Origin of the sequence: Pseudomonas sp. GOM6 (genome assembly GCF_029537485.1) — a bacterium.
In the GTDB taxonomy this organism is placed as follows: Bacteria; Pseudomonadota; Gammaproteobacteria; order Pseudomonadales; family Pseudomonadaceae; genus Aquipseudomonas.
In genome coordinates this window covers 213,307-227,806 of record NZ_JARPUS010000004.1, presented here as the reverse complement: position 1 = coordinate 227,806, position 14,500 = coordinate 213,307, and the positions used below count along the sequence as shown (strand labels likewise).

Sequence of the window (14,500 nt, the reverse complement as noted above, 5' to 3'; positions counted from 1 at the left end):
GAACGTATCGATGATCGCTTGCTTGCGTCCGCTCTCTGCCCTCTGTTTCGCCGGCCTGCTGGCCGCCTGTGCCAGCTCGCCTTCGTCCAGTCTGGGCGAACTGCCACGCACGCCACAGGCCAGCATCGAGCAGTTACTGCAACAGGCCTCCAGCAGCGAACCCGAAGAAGCAGCGCTGCTGCGTCTATCCGCTGCCGACCTGGCCTACCGCCAGCAGGATGTGGCCCGCTCCATTCGCATTCTGGATACAGTGCCGCTGGCTGGACTGAAACCAGCCCAGCAGATCTATGCCAGCACGCTGCGCGCCGAGCTGGACATGACTCGTAACAAGCCCAAAAGCGCACTCAAGGCGTTGCAACATCCAAGCCTGCAGTACCTCGCCGAGCTGCCGGTGGAACAGCAGATCCGCACCCAGCTGGTCAGCGCCGGCGCACTTGAAGCCGACGGCCAGACCCTGGCCGCGGCACGCGAACGCGTCTTCATCGCCCCCCTGCTCAGCGGCGAAGCCGCCAAAGCCAATCACGAAACTATCTGGGCACTGGTCGCCAGCCTGCCCAAGAGCCAACTGAACGGCTCTGGCGACAGCGATCTCGACGGCTGGCTTGGCCTGGCTCTGGCTACCAAGAGCGCCGGCACCCCCGATCAGCAGCTGGCCGCTATCGACACGTGGAAGAACCAGCACCCGCAGCACCCCGCAGCCCAGCAATTACCAGAACCGCTGACCAAGCTCAAAGAGCTGGCCGGCCAACCGCTGCAGAAAATCGCCCTGCTGCTACCCCAAGAGGGCCAACTGGCATCCGTTTCCCGCGCACTGCGCGATGGCTTCCTCGCGGCCCACTATCAGGCCCAGCAGGCCGGCCAGAACCCTCCGGAAGTGCTGCTGTACGACAGCTCGCGCATGAGCTCGCTGGACGACTTCTACCGTCAGGCCCAAGCTGACGGCGTGCAGCTGGTGGTCGGCCCGCTGGAGAAACCGCTGGTCAAGCAACTCAGCGAGCGCCCGCAGTTGCCGCTGACCACCCTCGCCCTTAACTACAGCGACGCAGGCCGTGAGGCACCAGCGCAACTGTTCCAGTTCGGATTGGCCGCAGAGGACGAGGCCCGCGAAGTAGCACGCCGCGCATGGGCCGATGGCATGCGCAGCGCCGTAGCCCTGGTACCACGTGGCGACTGGGGCAACCGCGTGCTAGCCGCCTTCCAGCAGAGCTGGCAGGAAGCAGGCGGCTCGCTGATCGCCGCCGAACACGTCGACCAGCCCGTGGAACTCGCTCAACAGATCGCCGATCTGCTGCAGCTGCGCCAGAGTGAAGCACGCGCCAAGCGCCTGCAGAGCACCCTGGGCACGCAACTGGCCTCGCTGCCATCGCGCCGCCAGGACATCGACTTCATCTTCCTCGCTGCCACCCCGCAACAGGCACAGCAGATCAAGCCAACCCTGGCCTTCCAGTACGCGGGAGATCTGCCGGTCTACGCCACTTCGCACCTCTACACCGGCGGCCACAATCCGACCCAGTTCCAGGACCTTGAAGGCATCCGCTTCTGTGAAACCCCCTGGCTACTGGATGCCAACGACAACCTGCGCCAGCAGGTCGATCAGCAGTGGCCACAGGCCGCCAGCAGCCTCGGCCGTCTTTACGCCATGGGCGCCGATGCTTTCCGCCTGGCGCCACGCCTGAGCCAGCTCAAGGCGCTGCCCGACAGTCGCGTGGAAGGACTTTCCGGCAACCTCAGCCTTAACCAGGCGCAACGCATCGAGCGTCAACTGCCCTGGGCCGAATTCCGAGGCGGCCAGGTCCAGCGCCTGCCGGACAGCACCTATTAACAGTCGCCAGGACAGCGGCCGCGCTGCCGAAGATCAGGCCGAGACGCTGCTACAGCGCAGCGGCCTGCACCTGCTGGCTCGCAACTGGCGCTGCCGCGGCGGCGAGCTCGATCTGGTCATGCTGGACGGCGATACAGTAGTATTCGTCGAAGTTCGCTATCGCCGACACGCCGCATGGGGCGGCGCACTGGAAAGCGTCGACGCACGCAAGCGCCAGCGCCTGATCCTCGCCGCAGAACTGTTTCTGCAACGCGAAAGCCGTTGGGGGAGAAGCCCGTGTCGTTTCGACGTGGTCGCCCTGGCTCCCGGTCAGGAGCCCAACTGGCTGCGAAATGCGTTCGAAAGCTGAATGACCCCGATCAAGGATTTTTAGTCGACGCGCCAAGCACCCTCGGGTAAAACGCAAAACCCCGCGCAGGCAACTTCGCTTTTCCCTGGCTGTCTCAGCCAGCACACCTAAGGTCACACTCCATGGATATGCAATCCCGTATTCGCCAGATGTTCCAGGCCAGCATCGACACCAAGCAGCAAGCCATGGAAGTGCTGGTGCCATTCATCGAGCATGCCAGTCAGGTCATGGTTCACTCGCTGCTCAACGAAGGCAAGATCCTCGCCTGCGGCAACGGCGGTTCGGCCGGTGACTCACAGCACTTCTCCTCGGAGCTGCTCAACCGCTTTGAGCGCGAGCGTCCCAGCCTGCCGGCTATCGCGCTGACGACCGACAGCTCCACCATCACCTCGATCGCCAACGACTACAGCTACAACGAAGTCTTCTCCAAGCAGATTCGCGCCCTGGGTCGCCCCGGCGATGTACTCCTGGCCATCTCCACCAGCGGCAACTCGGCCAACGTGATCCAGGCCATCCAGGCAGCCCACGACCGTGAGATGGTGGTCGTCGCCCTTACCGGCCGTGACGGCGGCGGCATGGCTTCGCTGCTGCTGCCGGAAGACGTCGAAATTCGCGTGCCATCCAAGGTCACCGCACGCATTCAGGAAGTACATCTGCTGGCCATCCACTGCCTGTGCGACCTGATCGACCGCCAACTGTTCGGGAGTGAAGAATGATCCGCAAGCGCCTGATCCTTGCCACGATCGCCCTAAGCGTTGTGCTGGGCGGCTGCAGCAATCGCAGCATCGGCAACAAGATCGACGACCAGTTCCTGGAGCCCGCAGTCGCTAACAAGGTTGAGAAAAGCCACGCAGACCTCGCGTCACCTACCTCACACATCGTGGTGACCGCCTATAACGGCGTCATCCTGCTGGCTGGACAAACCCCGCGCAGCGACCTCAAGGACAAGGCTGGCGAGGTCGCCCGCAGCGTGCAGGGCGTCACCAAGGTGCACAATGAACTGCAGGTACTCAAGCCCAGCTCCCTAGCCGCCCGCAGCAACGACGCAGCCCTGACCACCAAGATTAAGACCCAAATGCTGTTCGACAGCGAAGTAGCCAGCGCCAGGGTCAAAGTGGTTACCGAAAACGGCATCGTCTACCTGATGGGACTGGTTACCCGTGCCGAAGGCAATAGTGCCAGCCGCGTGGTGCAGAACACCTCGGGCGTGCAAAAAATTGTCAAACTGTTCCAGTACACCGACTGACACAGACCAGATACAAAAAAGGCGATCCGAGGATCGCCTTTTTTATTACTTCACCACCTTCAAACTGGGTCGCCCACTGGGACGCGGAGGCTCATCACCACCCGGTCCGTCGTCATCCGGGCCATCTTCGCCCTCAACATCATCCACCGGCGGCTCCAGCTCGAAGACCATGCCCTGACCATTTTCGCGGGCATAGATGGCAAGCATCGCACCCGTCGGGATGTACAGTTGGTGGGCGACGCCCCCGAAGCGCCCCTCAAAACTCACCGCCTCATTGTCCATATGCAGGCTGCGCACTGCACTGGGGGACACATTGAGCACGATCTGGCCATCGTTGGCATAACCCGGCGGCACCCGAACGCTCGGGTATTCGGCATTGACCAAGAGGTGAGGCGTGCAGCCGTTATCGACGATCCACTCATAAAGTGCTCGCACCAGATAGGGTCGACTGGAATTCATGGCAGATACCTCCTGGCTCAACGCATGTTGCGTTCGACACTGGAAAGACTGGCCTGAAAGGCCTCGCGCGTGAACATCCGCTCCATATACTCCAGCAGCGGCTTGGCCGGGCGTGGCAACTCGATCCCCAACTGCGGCAGGCGCCAGAGAATCGGCAGCAAACAGCAATCGACCAGACTCAGTTCATCACTGAGAAAGAACGACTTGTCAGCAAACAGCGGCGATACGCCGGTCAGGCTCTCACGCAGCTCCTTGCGCGCCAGTGCTTTGTCCGCCTCCTTGCCGCGAGGTTCAAGAATACGATCGACCAGCTGACACCAGTCACGCTGTATCCGATGCATCAGCAGGCGGCTATTGGCCCTGGCCACAGGATAGACCGGTAGTAACGGTGGATGGGGGTAACGCTCGTCGAGGTATTCCATCACCACCGTGGACTCATACAGGACTAGATCGCGATCAATCAGTGTCGGCAGACTCGCATAGGGGTTCACTTCAGCCAGCTTTGCCGGACAGTGCCCAGCCTGGACATCGATGATGTCCACCTGTACACCCTTCTCAGCAAGAACCAGACGCACACGATGGGAATAATGATCAGCAGGGTCGGAATAGCAGGCCAGCTTGTTGGTCGCGGCCATGGCGCCCTCCTCACTTTCAGAATTGCAGGAACAGAAAAACGCACGCGCCCAGAAGGGCGCGTGCGTTTGCAGCAGTAACGCTATGTATCAGTGAACGTCCTTCCAGTATTCGCGCTTCAGCAGGTAGGCGAACACGAAGAAGAAAGCCAGGTACAACAGCACATAGGTACCAATACGCTGACTCTCCAGCTTTACCGGGTTAGCGGAGTAAGCCAGGAAGGTCACCAGGTTATGGATCTTCTCGTCGAACTCTTCTTCGGTCAGGCTGCCGGTCTTCGGCACGACGGTCAGCTGATCACAAGCTTCATGAGTGATAGGTGCACCGGTCAGCGGATCGTATTGTTTCTTGCCATCCTCGACCACCTGAACCTGCTTGCAACCGATGACCTGGCGCCCCTGCAGGCTAGCCAGGACGTTCGGCATACCGACGTTCGGGAAGACCTTGTTGTTGGCGCCCAGCGGACGACTCGGATCTTCATAGAAGGTACGCAGGTAGGTGTACAGCCAGTCGGTACCACGTACGCGGGCGACCAGCGTCAGGTCGGGCGGCGCGGCACCGAACCAGGCCTTGGCATCTTCCGGCTTCATGCCGATCTTCATGTGATCGCCAATCTTGGCGCCGGTGAATACCAGGTTCTCCAGCATCAGTTCGTGTGGAATGCCGATGTCATCGGCAACACGCTCATAACGCTGGAACTTGGCGCTGTGGCAACCCATGCAGTAGTTGGCGAAGGTACGCGCGCCGTCCTGCATGGCGGCCTTGTCAGTGAAATCGATATCCACCTTGTCCAGGGGATAACCGCTGCCGGCGGCAAAAGCCAGACCCGGCAGTACAGCGAGAATCAGTGCGGCAAAGTGCTTTTTCATCAGCCAGTCACCCTTTCCGGAACCGGTTTAGTCTTCTCCATCCGGGTGTAGAACGGCATCAGGATGAAGTAGGCGAAGTACAGCGCGGTGCAAATCTGCGACAGCAGGGTACGACCCGGAGTCGGAGCCAGCACGCCGAGCACGCCAAGGATCACGAAGGAGATGCAGAACACCACCAGCCAGATCTTGCTCATCCAGCCCTTGTAGCGCATGGACTTGACCGGACTGCGGTCGAGCCAAGGCAGCACGAACAGGATAGCGATGGCGGCGCCCATGGCGATTACACCCAGCAGCTTGTCCGGCACGGCGCGCAGGATGGCGTAGAAGGGCGTGAAGTACCAGACCGGAGCGATGTGCTCAGGAGTCTTGAACGGGTTGGCCTGCTCGAAGTTCGGCTTCTCGAGGAAGTAACCGCCCATCTCCGGGAAGAAGAACACCACGGCGCAGAAGACGAACAGGAAGACCACGACACCCACGATGTCCTTCACGGTGTAGTACGGGTGGAAGGCGATGCCATCCAGCGGTACGCCGCTCTCGTCTTTCTTCTTCTTGATGTCGACGCCGTCCGGGTTGTTCGAACCCACTTCGTGCAGCGCCAGGATGTGCAGCACAACCAGACCAAGCAGGACGATCGGCAGGGCGATCACGTGCAGGGCGAAGAAGCGGTTCAGAGTGATGCCCGAAATCAGGTAGTCACCACGGATCCACTGGGTCAGGTCATCGCCGATCACCGGAATGGCACCGAACAGCGAGATGATCACCTGGGCACCCCAGTAGGACATCTGGCCCCACGGCAGCAGGTAGCCCATGAAGGCCTCTGCCATCAGGCACAGGTAGATCAGCATGCCGAAGATCCAGACCAGCTCGCGCGGCTTCTGGTAGGAGCCGTATAGCAGACCGCGGAACATGTGCAGGTAGACCACCACGAAGAACGCGGAGGCACCCGTGGAATGCAGGTAGCGGATGATCCAGCCGTACTCCACGTCGCGCATGATGTACTCGACGGAGGCGAAAGCTTCCTCAGCGGACGGGGTGAAGCTCATGGTCAGCCAGATACCGGTAAGGATCTGGTTGACCAGCACCAGCAGGGCCAGCGAGCCAAAGAAATAGAAGAAGTTGAAGTTCTTCGGTGCGTAGTACTTGCTCAGATGGTCTTCCCACATCTTGGTGGCGGGGAAGCGCGCATCGATCCAGGCCATGAATTTTTCCATCATGCTTTCTCCTGGTCCACACCGACGATGATGACATCATCGGATTCATAGGAATGCGGCGGAACCGGCAGGTTCAGCGGCGCGGGCTGAGCCTTGTAGACACGCCCTGCAAGATCGTAGCGGGAGCCGTGGCAGGGACAGAAATAACCGCCTACCCAGTCCGGACCGAGGTCGGCCGGAGCCACTTCCGGGCGGAACGATGGTGCGCAGCCCAGGTGGGTGCACAGCCCGACCAGCACCAGAATTTCCGGCTTGATCGCGCGCGTCTTCTTGTCGACGTACTCCGGCTGTACCGAGGCAGCGGATTCGGGGTCAGCGACACTGCCTTCGATCTTGGTCAGGTTGGCCAGGATCTCCTCAGTGCGGCGCACGATGAACACCGGCTGACCGCGCCATTCGGCAACCATCTGCTGGCCAGGCTCGACCTTGGCGATATTCACTTTCACCGGTGCACCGGCCGCTTTGGCCTTGGCACTGGGGAACCATGACCCCACGAACGGAGTCGCAGCACCCACCGCTCCGGCAGCACCAACCACCGAAGTGGCCGCTACCAGGAAGCGACGCCGGCCTGCATTCACGCCGTCATTGCTCATTCAGTCGTCTCCCATCAGCTTCATGGCCTGTTGTTCAGGCCTCTACTAAGTAATAAATCGGGCCGCACAAAATTTGCAGAATGGTAAAGAAAAGCCCCTTTTCTGACAAGGTAATTACCGGATACAAAATGCTCGCAAGCCTTGCAAATCGGGCTTTCTACCAATGCGACAGGTTGTCGCAGAGATATTAAAGAACAATAAAAAACGCCCAGCTCCGTAAGGAACTGGGCGCTTTTGAACGCAGCAGCGAATTAACGCTTGGAGTACTGAGGACGCTTACGCGCCTTGCGCAGACCCACTTTCTTACGCTCAACTTCACGAGCATCACGAGTGACGTAGCCAGCCTTACGCAGCGGGCTGCGCAGACTCTCGTCGTACTCGATCAGGGCGCGAGTAATGCCATGACGAATAGCCCCGGCCTGACCGCTAACACCACCGCCAAGAACGGTAACGTAGACGTCGAACTTCTCGGTGGTCTCGGTCAGCTCCAGCGGCTGACGCACGACCATACGAGCAGTTTCGCGACCGAAGAAGTTATCCAGAGCGCGGTTGTTGATGGAGATCTTGCCAGTACCCGGGCGCAGGAATACGCGCGCGGTTGCAGTCTTGCGACGGCCAGTGCCGTAGTTTTGAGTCGCCGACATAATGAACTATTCCGTTAAATCTTCAGTTCTTGGGGCTGCTGAGCGGTGTGCGGGTGGCTGGCACCTTTGTACACCTTCAGCTTGCGATACATGTCGCGACCCAGCGGATTCTTCGGCAGCATGCCCTTGACCGCGGTCTCGATCACGCGCTCGGGAGCCTTGGCAATCAGCTTCTCGAAGCTGATTTCCTTGATGCCACCCGGGAAACCGGAGTGCGAGTAGTACATCTTGTCGCTGGTCTTGGCACCGGTGACACGCACCTGCTCGGCATTGATCACGACGATGTAGTCGCCGGTATCAACGTGCGGGGTGTATTCCGGCTTGTGCTTGCCGCGCAGACGGCTGGCGATTTCGGTGGCCAGACGACCCAGGGTCTGACCTGCAGCGTCGACGACGTACCAGTCGCGCTTAACAGTTTCCGGTTTTGCAGTAAAAGTCTTCATTCGCTATAGCCTCAGGGGCCGCCCTGAAAATAAGACGGCGGATCTTACTGAATAGTGCTTGCTTTGACAAGGTCAAAGACAGCCGGAAACAGACGCTATCGGGGGCTCGGGTCAGCGCGTCCGCTACGGCAGGGGTTCGGCGGGCTAGGCATCCCCACCTTCTTTCCGCGCAGGCTAGGCATCCCCGCTTGGAAAGCCGCGGAATTATGACGATTGCTGAAAAAATAGCAACCTGCTTTATCATCGCCCCTTTGCCGGGAACGAGGAGTCAGTTATGGAATACCGTCAACTGGGCCGCAGCGACCTGTGTGTCAGCGCCCTGTGCCTGGGCAGCATGACCTGGGGCCAGCAGAACGATGAAAACGAGGGTTTTGCCCAGATCGATCGCGCCAAGGCTTGCGGTATCAACTTTCTCGATACGGCGGAGATGTACCCGGTGCCGCCGCGCGCCGAGACCTACGGCGCCACCGAGCGCATCATCGGCAACTACTTCAAGGCCAGAGGCAATCGCGCCGACTGGATTCTTGCCAGCAAGATTGCCGGCCCGGGCAACGGCATCGACTACATCCGTGGCGGCAACCTCAAGCACAACCGCCAGCATATCGTCGCGGCCCTGAACGAAAGCCTGAAGCGTCTGCAAACCGACTGGATCGACCTCTACCAACTGCACTGGCCCGAGCGCAGCACCAACTTCTTCGGTCAGCTCGGCTATCGCCACCAGGAGCAGGAATTCACCGCCCTGCAGGAAACCCTTGAGGCGCTTGGTGAACAGGTCAAAGCTGGCAAGATCCGCCACATAGGCCTGTCCAACGAAACGCCCTGGGGCACCATGAAGTTCCTGCAACTGGCCGACAGCCTAGGCCTGCCACGAGTGGTCTCCATCCAGAACCCCTACAACCTGCTCAACCGCGGCTTCGAGGTGGGCCTGGCCGAGGTAGCGATGCGCGAACAATGTGGTTTGCTGGCCTACTCGCCACTGGCCTTCGGCATGCTGAGCGGCAAGTATGAGCATGGTGCTCGCCCGGCCAATGCGCGCATCACCCTGTTCAGCCGCTTCGCCCGCTACACCAATCCGCAGGCCATCGCCGCCTGCAGCCGCTATGTCGCCCTGGCTCGCCAACACGATCTGGATCCCGCGCAGATGGCCCTGGCCTTCGTCACCCGCCAGCCCTTCGTCACCAGCAACATCATCGGCGCAACCAACCTTGAGCAGCTGGAAAGCAATCTGGGCAGTGTTGAGCTGAAACTCAGCCAGGAGTTGCTGGAGGCCATCGAAGCCATTCATCGCGAACAGCCCAACCCCGCCCCCTGAGAACGAAAGAGCCCGGCAATGGCCGGGCTCTTGGTCTCTACGCGATCATCACAGTGCGCGACTGATGATCTCCTTCATGATCTCGTTGGTGCCGGCGTAGATCCGCTGCACCCGTGAGTCAGCCCAGGCGCGGGCAATCGGGTATTCCCACATGTAGCCGTAGCCGCCGTGCAGCTGCACGCATTCGTCGATCACCTTGCACTGCAGGTCGGTGCCCCAGTACTTGAGCATGGCCGCAGTCGGCACATCCAGCTTCTTCTGCAGGTGCAGCTCCAGGCAACGGTCGACAAACACGCGGCCAACCTGAATCTCGGTGGCCATCTCGGCCAGTTTGAAACGGGTATTCTGGAACTCCGCCACCGGCTTGCCGAAGGCCTTGCGCTCGCGCACGTAGTCCTTGGTCCATTGCAGCGCCGCTTCGGCTGAGGCAATGGCGCCCACGCCCACGGTCAGGCGTTCCTGCGGCAGCTCCTGCATCAGGTAGACAAAGCCCATCCCCTCCTTGCCCAGCATATTGGCCTTGGGAATGCGCACATCCTGGAAGAACAGCTCGGAGGTGTCCTGAGCCTTCATGCCAACCTTCTCCAGGCGCTTGCCCTTGGAGAAGCCCGGCGTGTTGGCCTCGACCAGGAACAGGCTGATGCCCTTGGCGCCGGCCTTGGCATCGGTCTTGGCGACAACGATCACCAGATCGGCCAGCCAGCCGTTGGTGATGAAGGTCTTGGAGCCGTTGATCACGTACTCGTCACCGTCCAGCACGGCGGTGGTCTTCACGCCCTGCAGGTCGGAGCCGGTGCCGGGCTCGGTCATGGCGATGGCGGTGACCAACTCGCCGCTCACCAGCTTGGGCAGGTAGTGGCGCTTCTGCTCTTCCGTGCCGTAGTGAAGGATGTAAGGGGCGACGATGTCCGAGTGCAAAGAGAAGCCCACGCCGGACAACCCCAGCCGCGACTGCTCCTCGATCACCACTGCACTGTAGAGAAAATCGACCCCCATCCCGCCGTACTCCTCGGGGACATGTGAGCAGAGCATGCCGGCCTCGCCTGCTGCGTTCCACAGTGCTCGATCAATGTGGCCATCCTTCTCCCACTGGGCATGGAAAGGCACGGCCTTCTGCTCGAAAAACTTGCGCACCGACTCGCGAAACTGCTCGTGCTCGTGGCTGAACAGGGTTCTTGGAATCATTGTTACACCTGTGTCTGAGTGGTCATGGGATGACCAACACTCTAGGCCAGCCCCTCAGGCCTGGGCACTGGACACATGCGCCAAAAAATAAGACGATCCAGCCAGACAATGACCGTTTAATCACTAAAAAGAACAACACATGTCCCCCATACGCATCGCCATACTGGCCATTGACGGCGTATTCGCTGCCACCCTGATGCAGGCTCGCGACTTCTTCCACATGGCCGGCATCCGCCATAGCAAACAGCAGGGGCTGGAACTCAAGTCAGTGTTTCAAACCCGCATTGTCAGCCCCGACGGTTTGGCGGTAACCAGCTTCAGCGAGGCGGTGATCAGCGTCGATGGGGAACTGGGCCCGGCCGACGTCATCATCCTGCCGGCGTTCTGGGGCGACTTCGATGAGCTGCGCACACAGCACCCGCACATCATCACCTGGCTGCGCGAGCAACATGCCGCCGGCGCGGTGATCTGCGGCGAAGCCACGGGCGTGTTTTGGATGGCTGAAACCGGTCTACTCGACGGCAAGGAAGCGACCACCTACTGGCGCTTCTTCCGCGAGTTCGCCGAGCGCTTCCCCAAGGTGCTGCTGAACCAGGAAAAGCACCTGTCGGACGCTGACAACCTGTATTGCGCCGGCGGCGTGACCTCGGCCTGCGACCTGTACATCTACCTGATCGAGCGCTTCTGTGGCGCGTCCATTGCCCAGGGTGTGTCCCGCGACATTCTCTACGAGACCCAGCGCAGCTACAGCCCGGGGCGTATCGGCTTCGGCGGGCAGAAACTGCACCAGGACGTGGCCATTCTGCAGGTTCAGCAGTGGCTGGAGGAGCATTTCGCCGAAAAATTCCGCATCGAAGATGTCGCCCGTCAGCACGGCATGAGCATCCGTAATTTCATGCGCCGCTTCCAGGCTGCCACCGGCGACAAGCCTTTGCATTACTTGCAGCGCCTGCGCATCGAAACCGCCAAGAGCCTGCTCAGCTCTACGCGCAAGAGCATCAAGACGATCAGCTACGAAGTGGGCTACGACGACGCCAGCTTCTTCGCCCGCCTGTTTCGCCAGCACGCCGGGCTATCGCCCAACCAGTACCGCCGCCAGTTCCAGCACAAGGAAAGCGCCTGAGCGCAGGCCGTCTGATCGCAGGCCGACTGAAATGCAAAAGGGCTGCCCATGGGCAGCCCTTCTGGTTCAAGCACGAGCCAATCAGGGCTTGTGCGGGCGCGAGAGGAACTCGTGCGACTGCATTTCCAGCAAGCGGCTCAGGGTACGCTGGAACTCGAAACTCAGTCGGCCTCCGGTGTACAGGTCCTTGAGCTCCACTTCGGCGGAGATGATCAGCTTGACGTTGCGGTCATAGAACTCGTCCACCAGATTGATGAAGCGCCGCGCCATATCGTCCTTGGCCACGCCCATCTGTTCGACATTGGCCAGTATCACCGCGTGATAGATCTTGCCCAACTCGATGTAGTCGTTCTGACTCCGCGGGCCATCACACAGCTCGCGAAACTCGAACCAGGCCACATCGTCGCCTTCCTTGCGCGCCACAATGGCCCGGTTCTCGACCATCAGCGCCTTGTTCTCTTCTACTTGGCAGTGCTCAGGCAGCAGGCTGCGGAAGCTCTTTTCCAGGCTGACCTCGGCCTCGGCATCCAGCGGCCAGTGGAACAGCTCGGCCTGCTCCAGCGCACGCAGACGGTAGTCGACGCCACTGTCGACGTTGACCACTTCGGTGTGCTCCTTGACCAGCGCAATGGCCGGCAGGAAACGCGCGCGCTGCAGGCCGTCCTTGTAGAGGCCATCCGGCACGATGTTGGAGGTGGCTACCAGGCTCACGCCGTTCTTGAACAGCTCGTCGAGCAGGGTGGCGAGGATCATGGCGTCGGTGATGTCGCTGACGAAGAATTCGTCGAAGCAGATCACCCGCGCCTCGGCAGCGAAACGCTTGCCGATGATGGTCAACGGGTTCTTCTCGCCCTTGAGGGTCTTCATTTCCTCATGCACGCGCTTCATGAAACGGTGAAAGTGCGTGCGCATCTTCTGCTCAAAGGGCAGCGCATCGAAGAAGGTATCAACCAGGTAGGTCTTGCCGCGCCCGACACCGCCCCAAAAGTAGATGCCCTTGACCGGCCCCTGCGGCTTCTTACCGAACAGTTTGCCGAGCAGGCCCGATTTGCCCGCGTCAGCGGCGATCAGGTCGTCATACAGGCGCTGTAGATGGCGCACGGCGTTTTCCTGTGCGGCATCGTGGAAAAAGTCCGGCCGTTTCAGATCGGCCTGATAACGCTCAAGAGGAGTCATGTTGGGAAATTCGGTAACAAAAACGGGGCGGTCACTTTAGCGACGCACCCCGTGCTTGGCAATCAGCCATTAGCCGGCGACCTTTATTCCTGTGGAGCCAGCGCCTCGTGCAGGCGGACGATGGCAGCGTCCAGGGCGGCGGCGTCAGCAAAGGCCGGACTTGCACCGATCGCCTCATCCGCCAACCAGACGCTGAAGGCCAGCCCCTCGACGCGCACATCCAGCTCGGCGCCGGACTGCAGGGCCTTGCTGGCCTGACCAGCGCCCTTGCCATCAGTGAAAGCCTTGGACAGCAGCAGCTGTTCGCCAGCGGCATCCAGCAGGCGGAAACGGAAGCTGCCATCGTCGTCACGGAAGCTGACAATACGCGCGCTCTTGGCGGCCTTCTTCTTCTCGCTACCGGCCACCTGCACCTGCTCACGGAACGAGCGCAGACCCACCGCTTCGCGCAGCTCGCCGAGGAAAGGGGTCGCGATCTTGCGCGCCTTGGCGGCACCCGCCAGTAGAATGTCTTCCAGGTCCGCAGGCTTGGCGATCAGCGCGTTGTAACGCTCGCGGGCCTCGCCCAACTCACCTTCCAGCAACTGGTACAGGCGATTCTTCGCCTCACCCCAGGCAAGTCCGCCCTCCAGCTCGGCGCGGAACTCGGCCTGCTGAGCCTGGCTGGCAAAGGCCTGGTACAGGGTGAACAGATGCGAGCCGTCGGCATCCTTGGGCTCACCCGGCAGTTTGGAGTCGGTGACGATGCGGGCGATGGCGTCCTTCAGCTGCTTGGCCGTACCAAACAACGGAATGGTGTTGTCGTAGCTCTTGCTCATCTTGCGGCCGTCGAGACCGGGCAGGGTCGCCACTTCTTCCTCGATCACTGCCTCGGGCAGGGTGAACAACTCCTTGCCGGCGCCAAACAGGTGGTTGAAGCGCTGCCCGATGTCGCGGGCCATTTCCACGTGCTGGATCTGATCACGACCGACCGGCACCTTGTGCGCGTTGAACATCAGGATGTCAGCGGCCATCAGCACGGGGTAGCTGAACAGCCCCATGGTCACGCCGGCATCCGGGTCTTCGCCCTGCTCGACGTTCTTGTCCACCGACGCCTTGTAGGCGTGAGCGCGGTTGAGCAGGCCCTTGCCGGCGACGCAGGTGAGAAGCCAGCACAATTCGGGGATTTCAGGGATGTCGGACTGGCGGTAAAAGGTCGCCTTGTTCACATCCAGGCCCAGCGCCAGCCAGGTCGCGGCAATTTCCAGGCGCGAGCGCTGGATTCGCGCCGGGTCGTCGCACTTGATCAGCGCGTGATAGTCGGCGAGGAAATAGAAGGAATCCGCCTCGGGCGAGCGACTGGCGACGATGGCCGGACGAATGGCACCGGCGTAATTGCCCAGGTGCGGAGTGCCGGTGGTGGTGATACCGGTGAGGATACGGGTGGTCATGATGG

The 14,500-nt window shown here is 60.9% G+C and carries 16 protein-coding genes; 6 read left to right on the top strand and 10 right to left on the bottom strand.

The genetic code is table 11. The features are described from left to right. Nucleotides 1-10 precede the first annotated feature (10 nt). The 4 genes from P7A97_RS06980 (at nt 11) to P7A97_RS06965 (ending at nt 3,417) form a co-directional block, all read left to right on the top strand. A complete protein-coding gene (locus tag P7A97_RS06980; RefSeq protein WP_277689191.1) occupies nt 11-1,822 on the top strand; it encodes a penicillin-binding protein activator in 1,812 nt (603 codons plus the stop codon). Further along, complete coding sequence (locus P7A97_RS06975; RefSeq protein WP_277689249.1) at nt 1,818-2,171, top strand: YraN family protein; 354 nt, start codon at nt 1,818-1,820, stop codon at nt 2,169-2,171. The genes P7A97_RS06980 and P7A97_RS06975 overlap by 5 nt, the downstream gene beginning before the upstream one ends. A 122-nt stretch (nt 2,172-2,293) precedes the next feature. Beyond that, a complete protein-coding gene (locus P7A97_RS06970) occupies nt 2,294-2,887 on the top strand; it encodes a phosphoheptose isomerase (protein ID WP_277689190.1) in 594 nt (197 codons plus the stop codon). Then, nucleotides 2,884-3,417 (top strand): BON domain-containing protein, encoded by a 534-nt coding sequence (locus tag P7A97_RS06965; RefSeq protein WP_277689189.1) that lies wholly within the window; start codon nt 2,884-2,886, stop codon nt 3,415-3,417. Before P7A97_RS06970 ends, P7A97_RS06965 begins: the two co-directional genes overlap by 4 nt. A gap of 45 nt (nt 3,418-3,462) precedes the next feature. On the opposite strand, the gene P7A97_RS06960 is transcribed toward P7A97_RS06965, so the two are convergent. The 7 genes from P7A97_RS06960 to rplM form a co-directional block, all read right to left on the bottom strand. Continuing rightward, a complete protein-coding gene (locus P7A97_RS06960) occupies nt 3,463-3,876 on the bottom strand; it encodes a ClpXP protease specificity-enhancing factor (RefSeq protein WP_277689188.1) in 414 nt (137 codons plus the stop codon). A 17-nt stretch (nt 3,877-3,893) separates the two neighbouring features. After that, on the bottom strand, nt 3,894-4,511 hold the full coding sequence (locus P7A97_RS06955; protein WP_277689187.1) for a glutathione S-transferase N-terminal domain-containing protein: 618 nt from the start codon (nt 4,509-4,511) through the stop codon (nt 3,894-3,896). A gap of 87 nt (nt 4,512-4,598) precedes the next feature. Then, the gene (locus P7A97_RS06950; RefSeq protein WP_277689186.1) at nt 4,599-5,378 is read right to left on the bottom strand and encodes a cytochrome c1; all 780 of its coding nucleotides are present in this window, start codon (nt 5,376-5,378) and stop codon (nt 4,599-4,601) included. Beyond that, nucleotides 5,378-6,589 carry a cytochrome bc complex cytochrome b subunit gene (locus tag P7A97_RS06945; RefSeq protein WP_277689248.1) on the bottom strand — a complete coding sequence of 404 codons (1,212 nt, stop codon included), beginning with the start codon at nt 6,587-6,589 and terminating at the stop codon, nt 5,378-5,380. Before P7A97_RS06945 ends, P7A97_RS06950 begins: the two co-directional genes overlap by 1 nt. Then, complete coding sequence (petA, locus tag P7A97_RS06940; protein ID WP_277689185.1) at nt 6,589-7,182, bottom strand: ubiquinol-cytochrome c reductase iron-sulfur subunit; 594 nt, start codon at nt 7,180-7,182, stop codon at nt 6,589-6,591. The genes P7A97_RS06945 and petA overlap by 1 nt, the downstream gene beginning before the upstream one ends. Before the next feature lie 251 nt (nt 7,183-7,433). Then, nucleotides 7,434-7,826 (bottom strand): 30S ribosomal protein S9, encoded by a 393-nt coding sequence (gene rpsI / locus P7A97_RS06935; protein WP_277689184.1) that lies wholly within the window; start codon nt 7,824-7,826, stop codon nt 7,434-7,436. A gap of 14 nt (nt 7,827-7,840) precedes the next feature. Then, nucleotides 7,841-8,269, bottom strand: a complete 429-nt coding sequence (gene rplM / locus P7A97_RS06930; protein ID WP_068829562.1) for a 50S ribosomal protein L13 — start codon at nt 8,267-8,269, stop codon at nt 7,841-7,843. A gap of 274 nt (nt 8,270-8,543) precedes the next feature. On the opposite strand from rplM, the gene P7A97_RS06925 reads away from it, so the two are divergent. After that, nucleotides 8,544-9,581 carry an NADP(H)-dependent aldo-keto reductase gene (locus P7A97_RS06925; protein WP_277689183.1) on the top strand — a complete coding sequence of 346 codons (1,038 nt, stop codon included), beginning with the start codon at nt 8,544-8,546 and terminating at the stop codon, nt 9,579-9,581. A gap of 48 nt (nt 9,582-9,629) precedes the next feature. Here the strand turns inward: P7A97_RS06925 and P7A97_RS06920 are convergent, their stop codons facing one another. Beyond that, on the bottom strand, nt 9,630-10,766 hold the full coding sequence (locus P7A97_RS06920) for an acyl-CoA dehydrogenase family protein (protein ID WP_277689182.1): 1,137 nt from the start codon (nt 10,764-10,766) through the stop codon (nt 9,630-9,632). Between the two features lie 220 nt (nt 10,767-10,986). On the opposite strand from P7A97_RS06920, the gene P7A97_RS06915 reads away from it, so the two are divergent. Further along, nucleotides 10,987-11,889, top strand: a complete 903-nt coding sequence (locus tag P7A97_RS06915; RefSeq protein WP_277689247.1) for a GlxA family transcriptional regulator — start codon at nt 10,987-10,989, stop codon at nt 11,887-11,889. 81 nt (nt 11,890-11,970) lie between these two features. Here P7A97_RS06915 and zapE read toward each other — a convergent pair whose 3' ends face one another. Further along, nucleotides 11,971-13,065 carry a cell division protein ZapE gene (zapE, locus tag P7A97_RS06910; protein ID WP_277689181.1) on the bottom strand — a complete coding sequence of 365 codons (1,095 nt, stop codon included), beginning with the start codon at nt 13,063-13,065 and terminating at the stop codon, nt 11,971-11,973. A gap of 83 nt (nt 13,066-13,148) precedes the next feature. After that, nucleotides 13,149-14,495 carry a tryptophan--tRNA ligase gene (locus P7A97_RS06905; protein ID WP_277689180.1) on the bottom strand — a complete coding sequence of 449 codons (1,347 nt, stop codon included), beginning with the start codon at nt 14,493-14,495 and terminating at the stop codon, nt 13,149-13,151. Nucleotides 14,496-14,500: the final 5 nt, after the last annotated feature.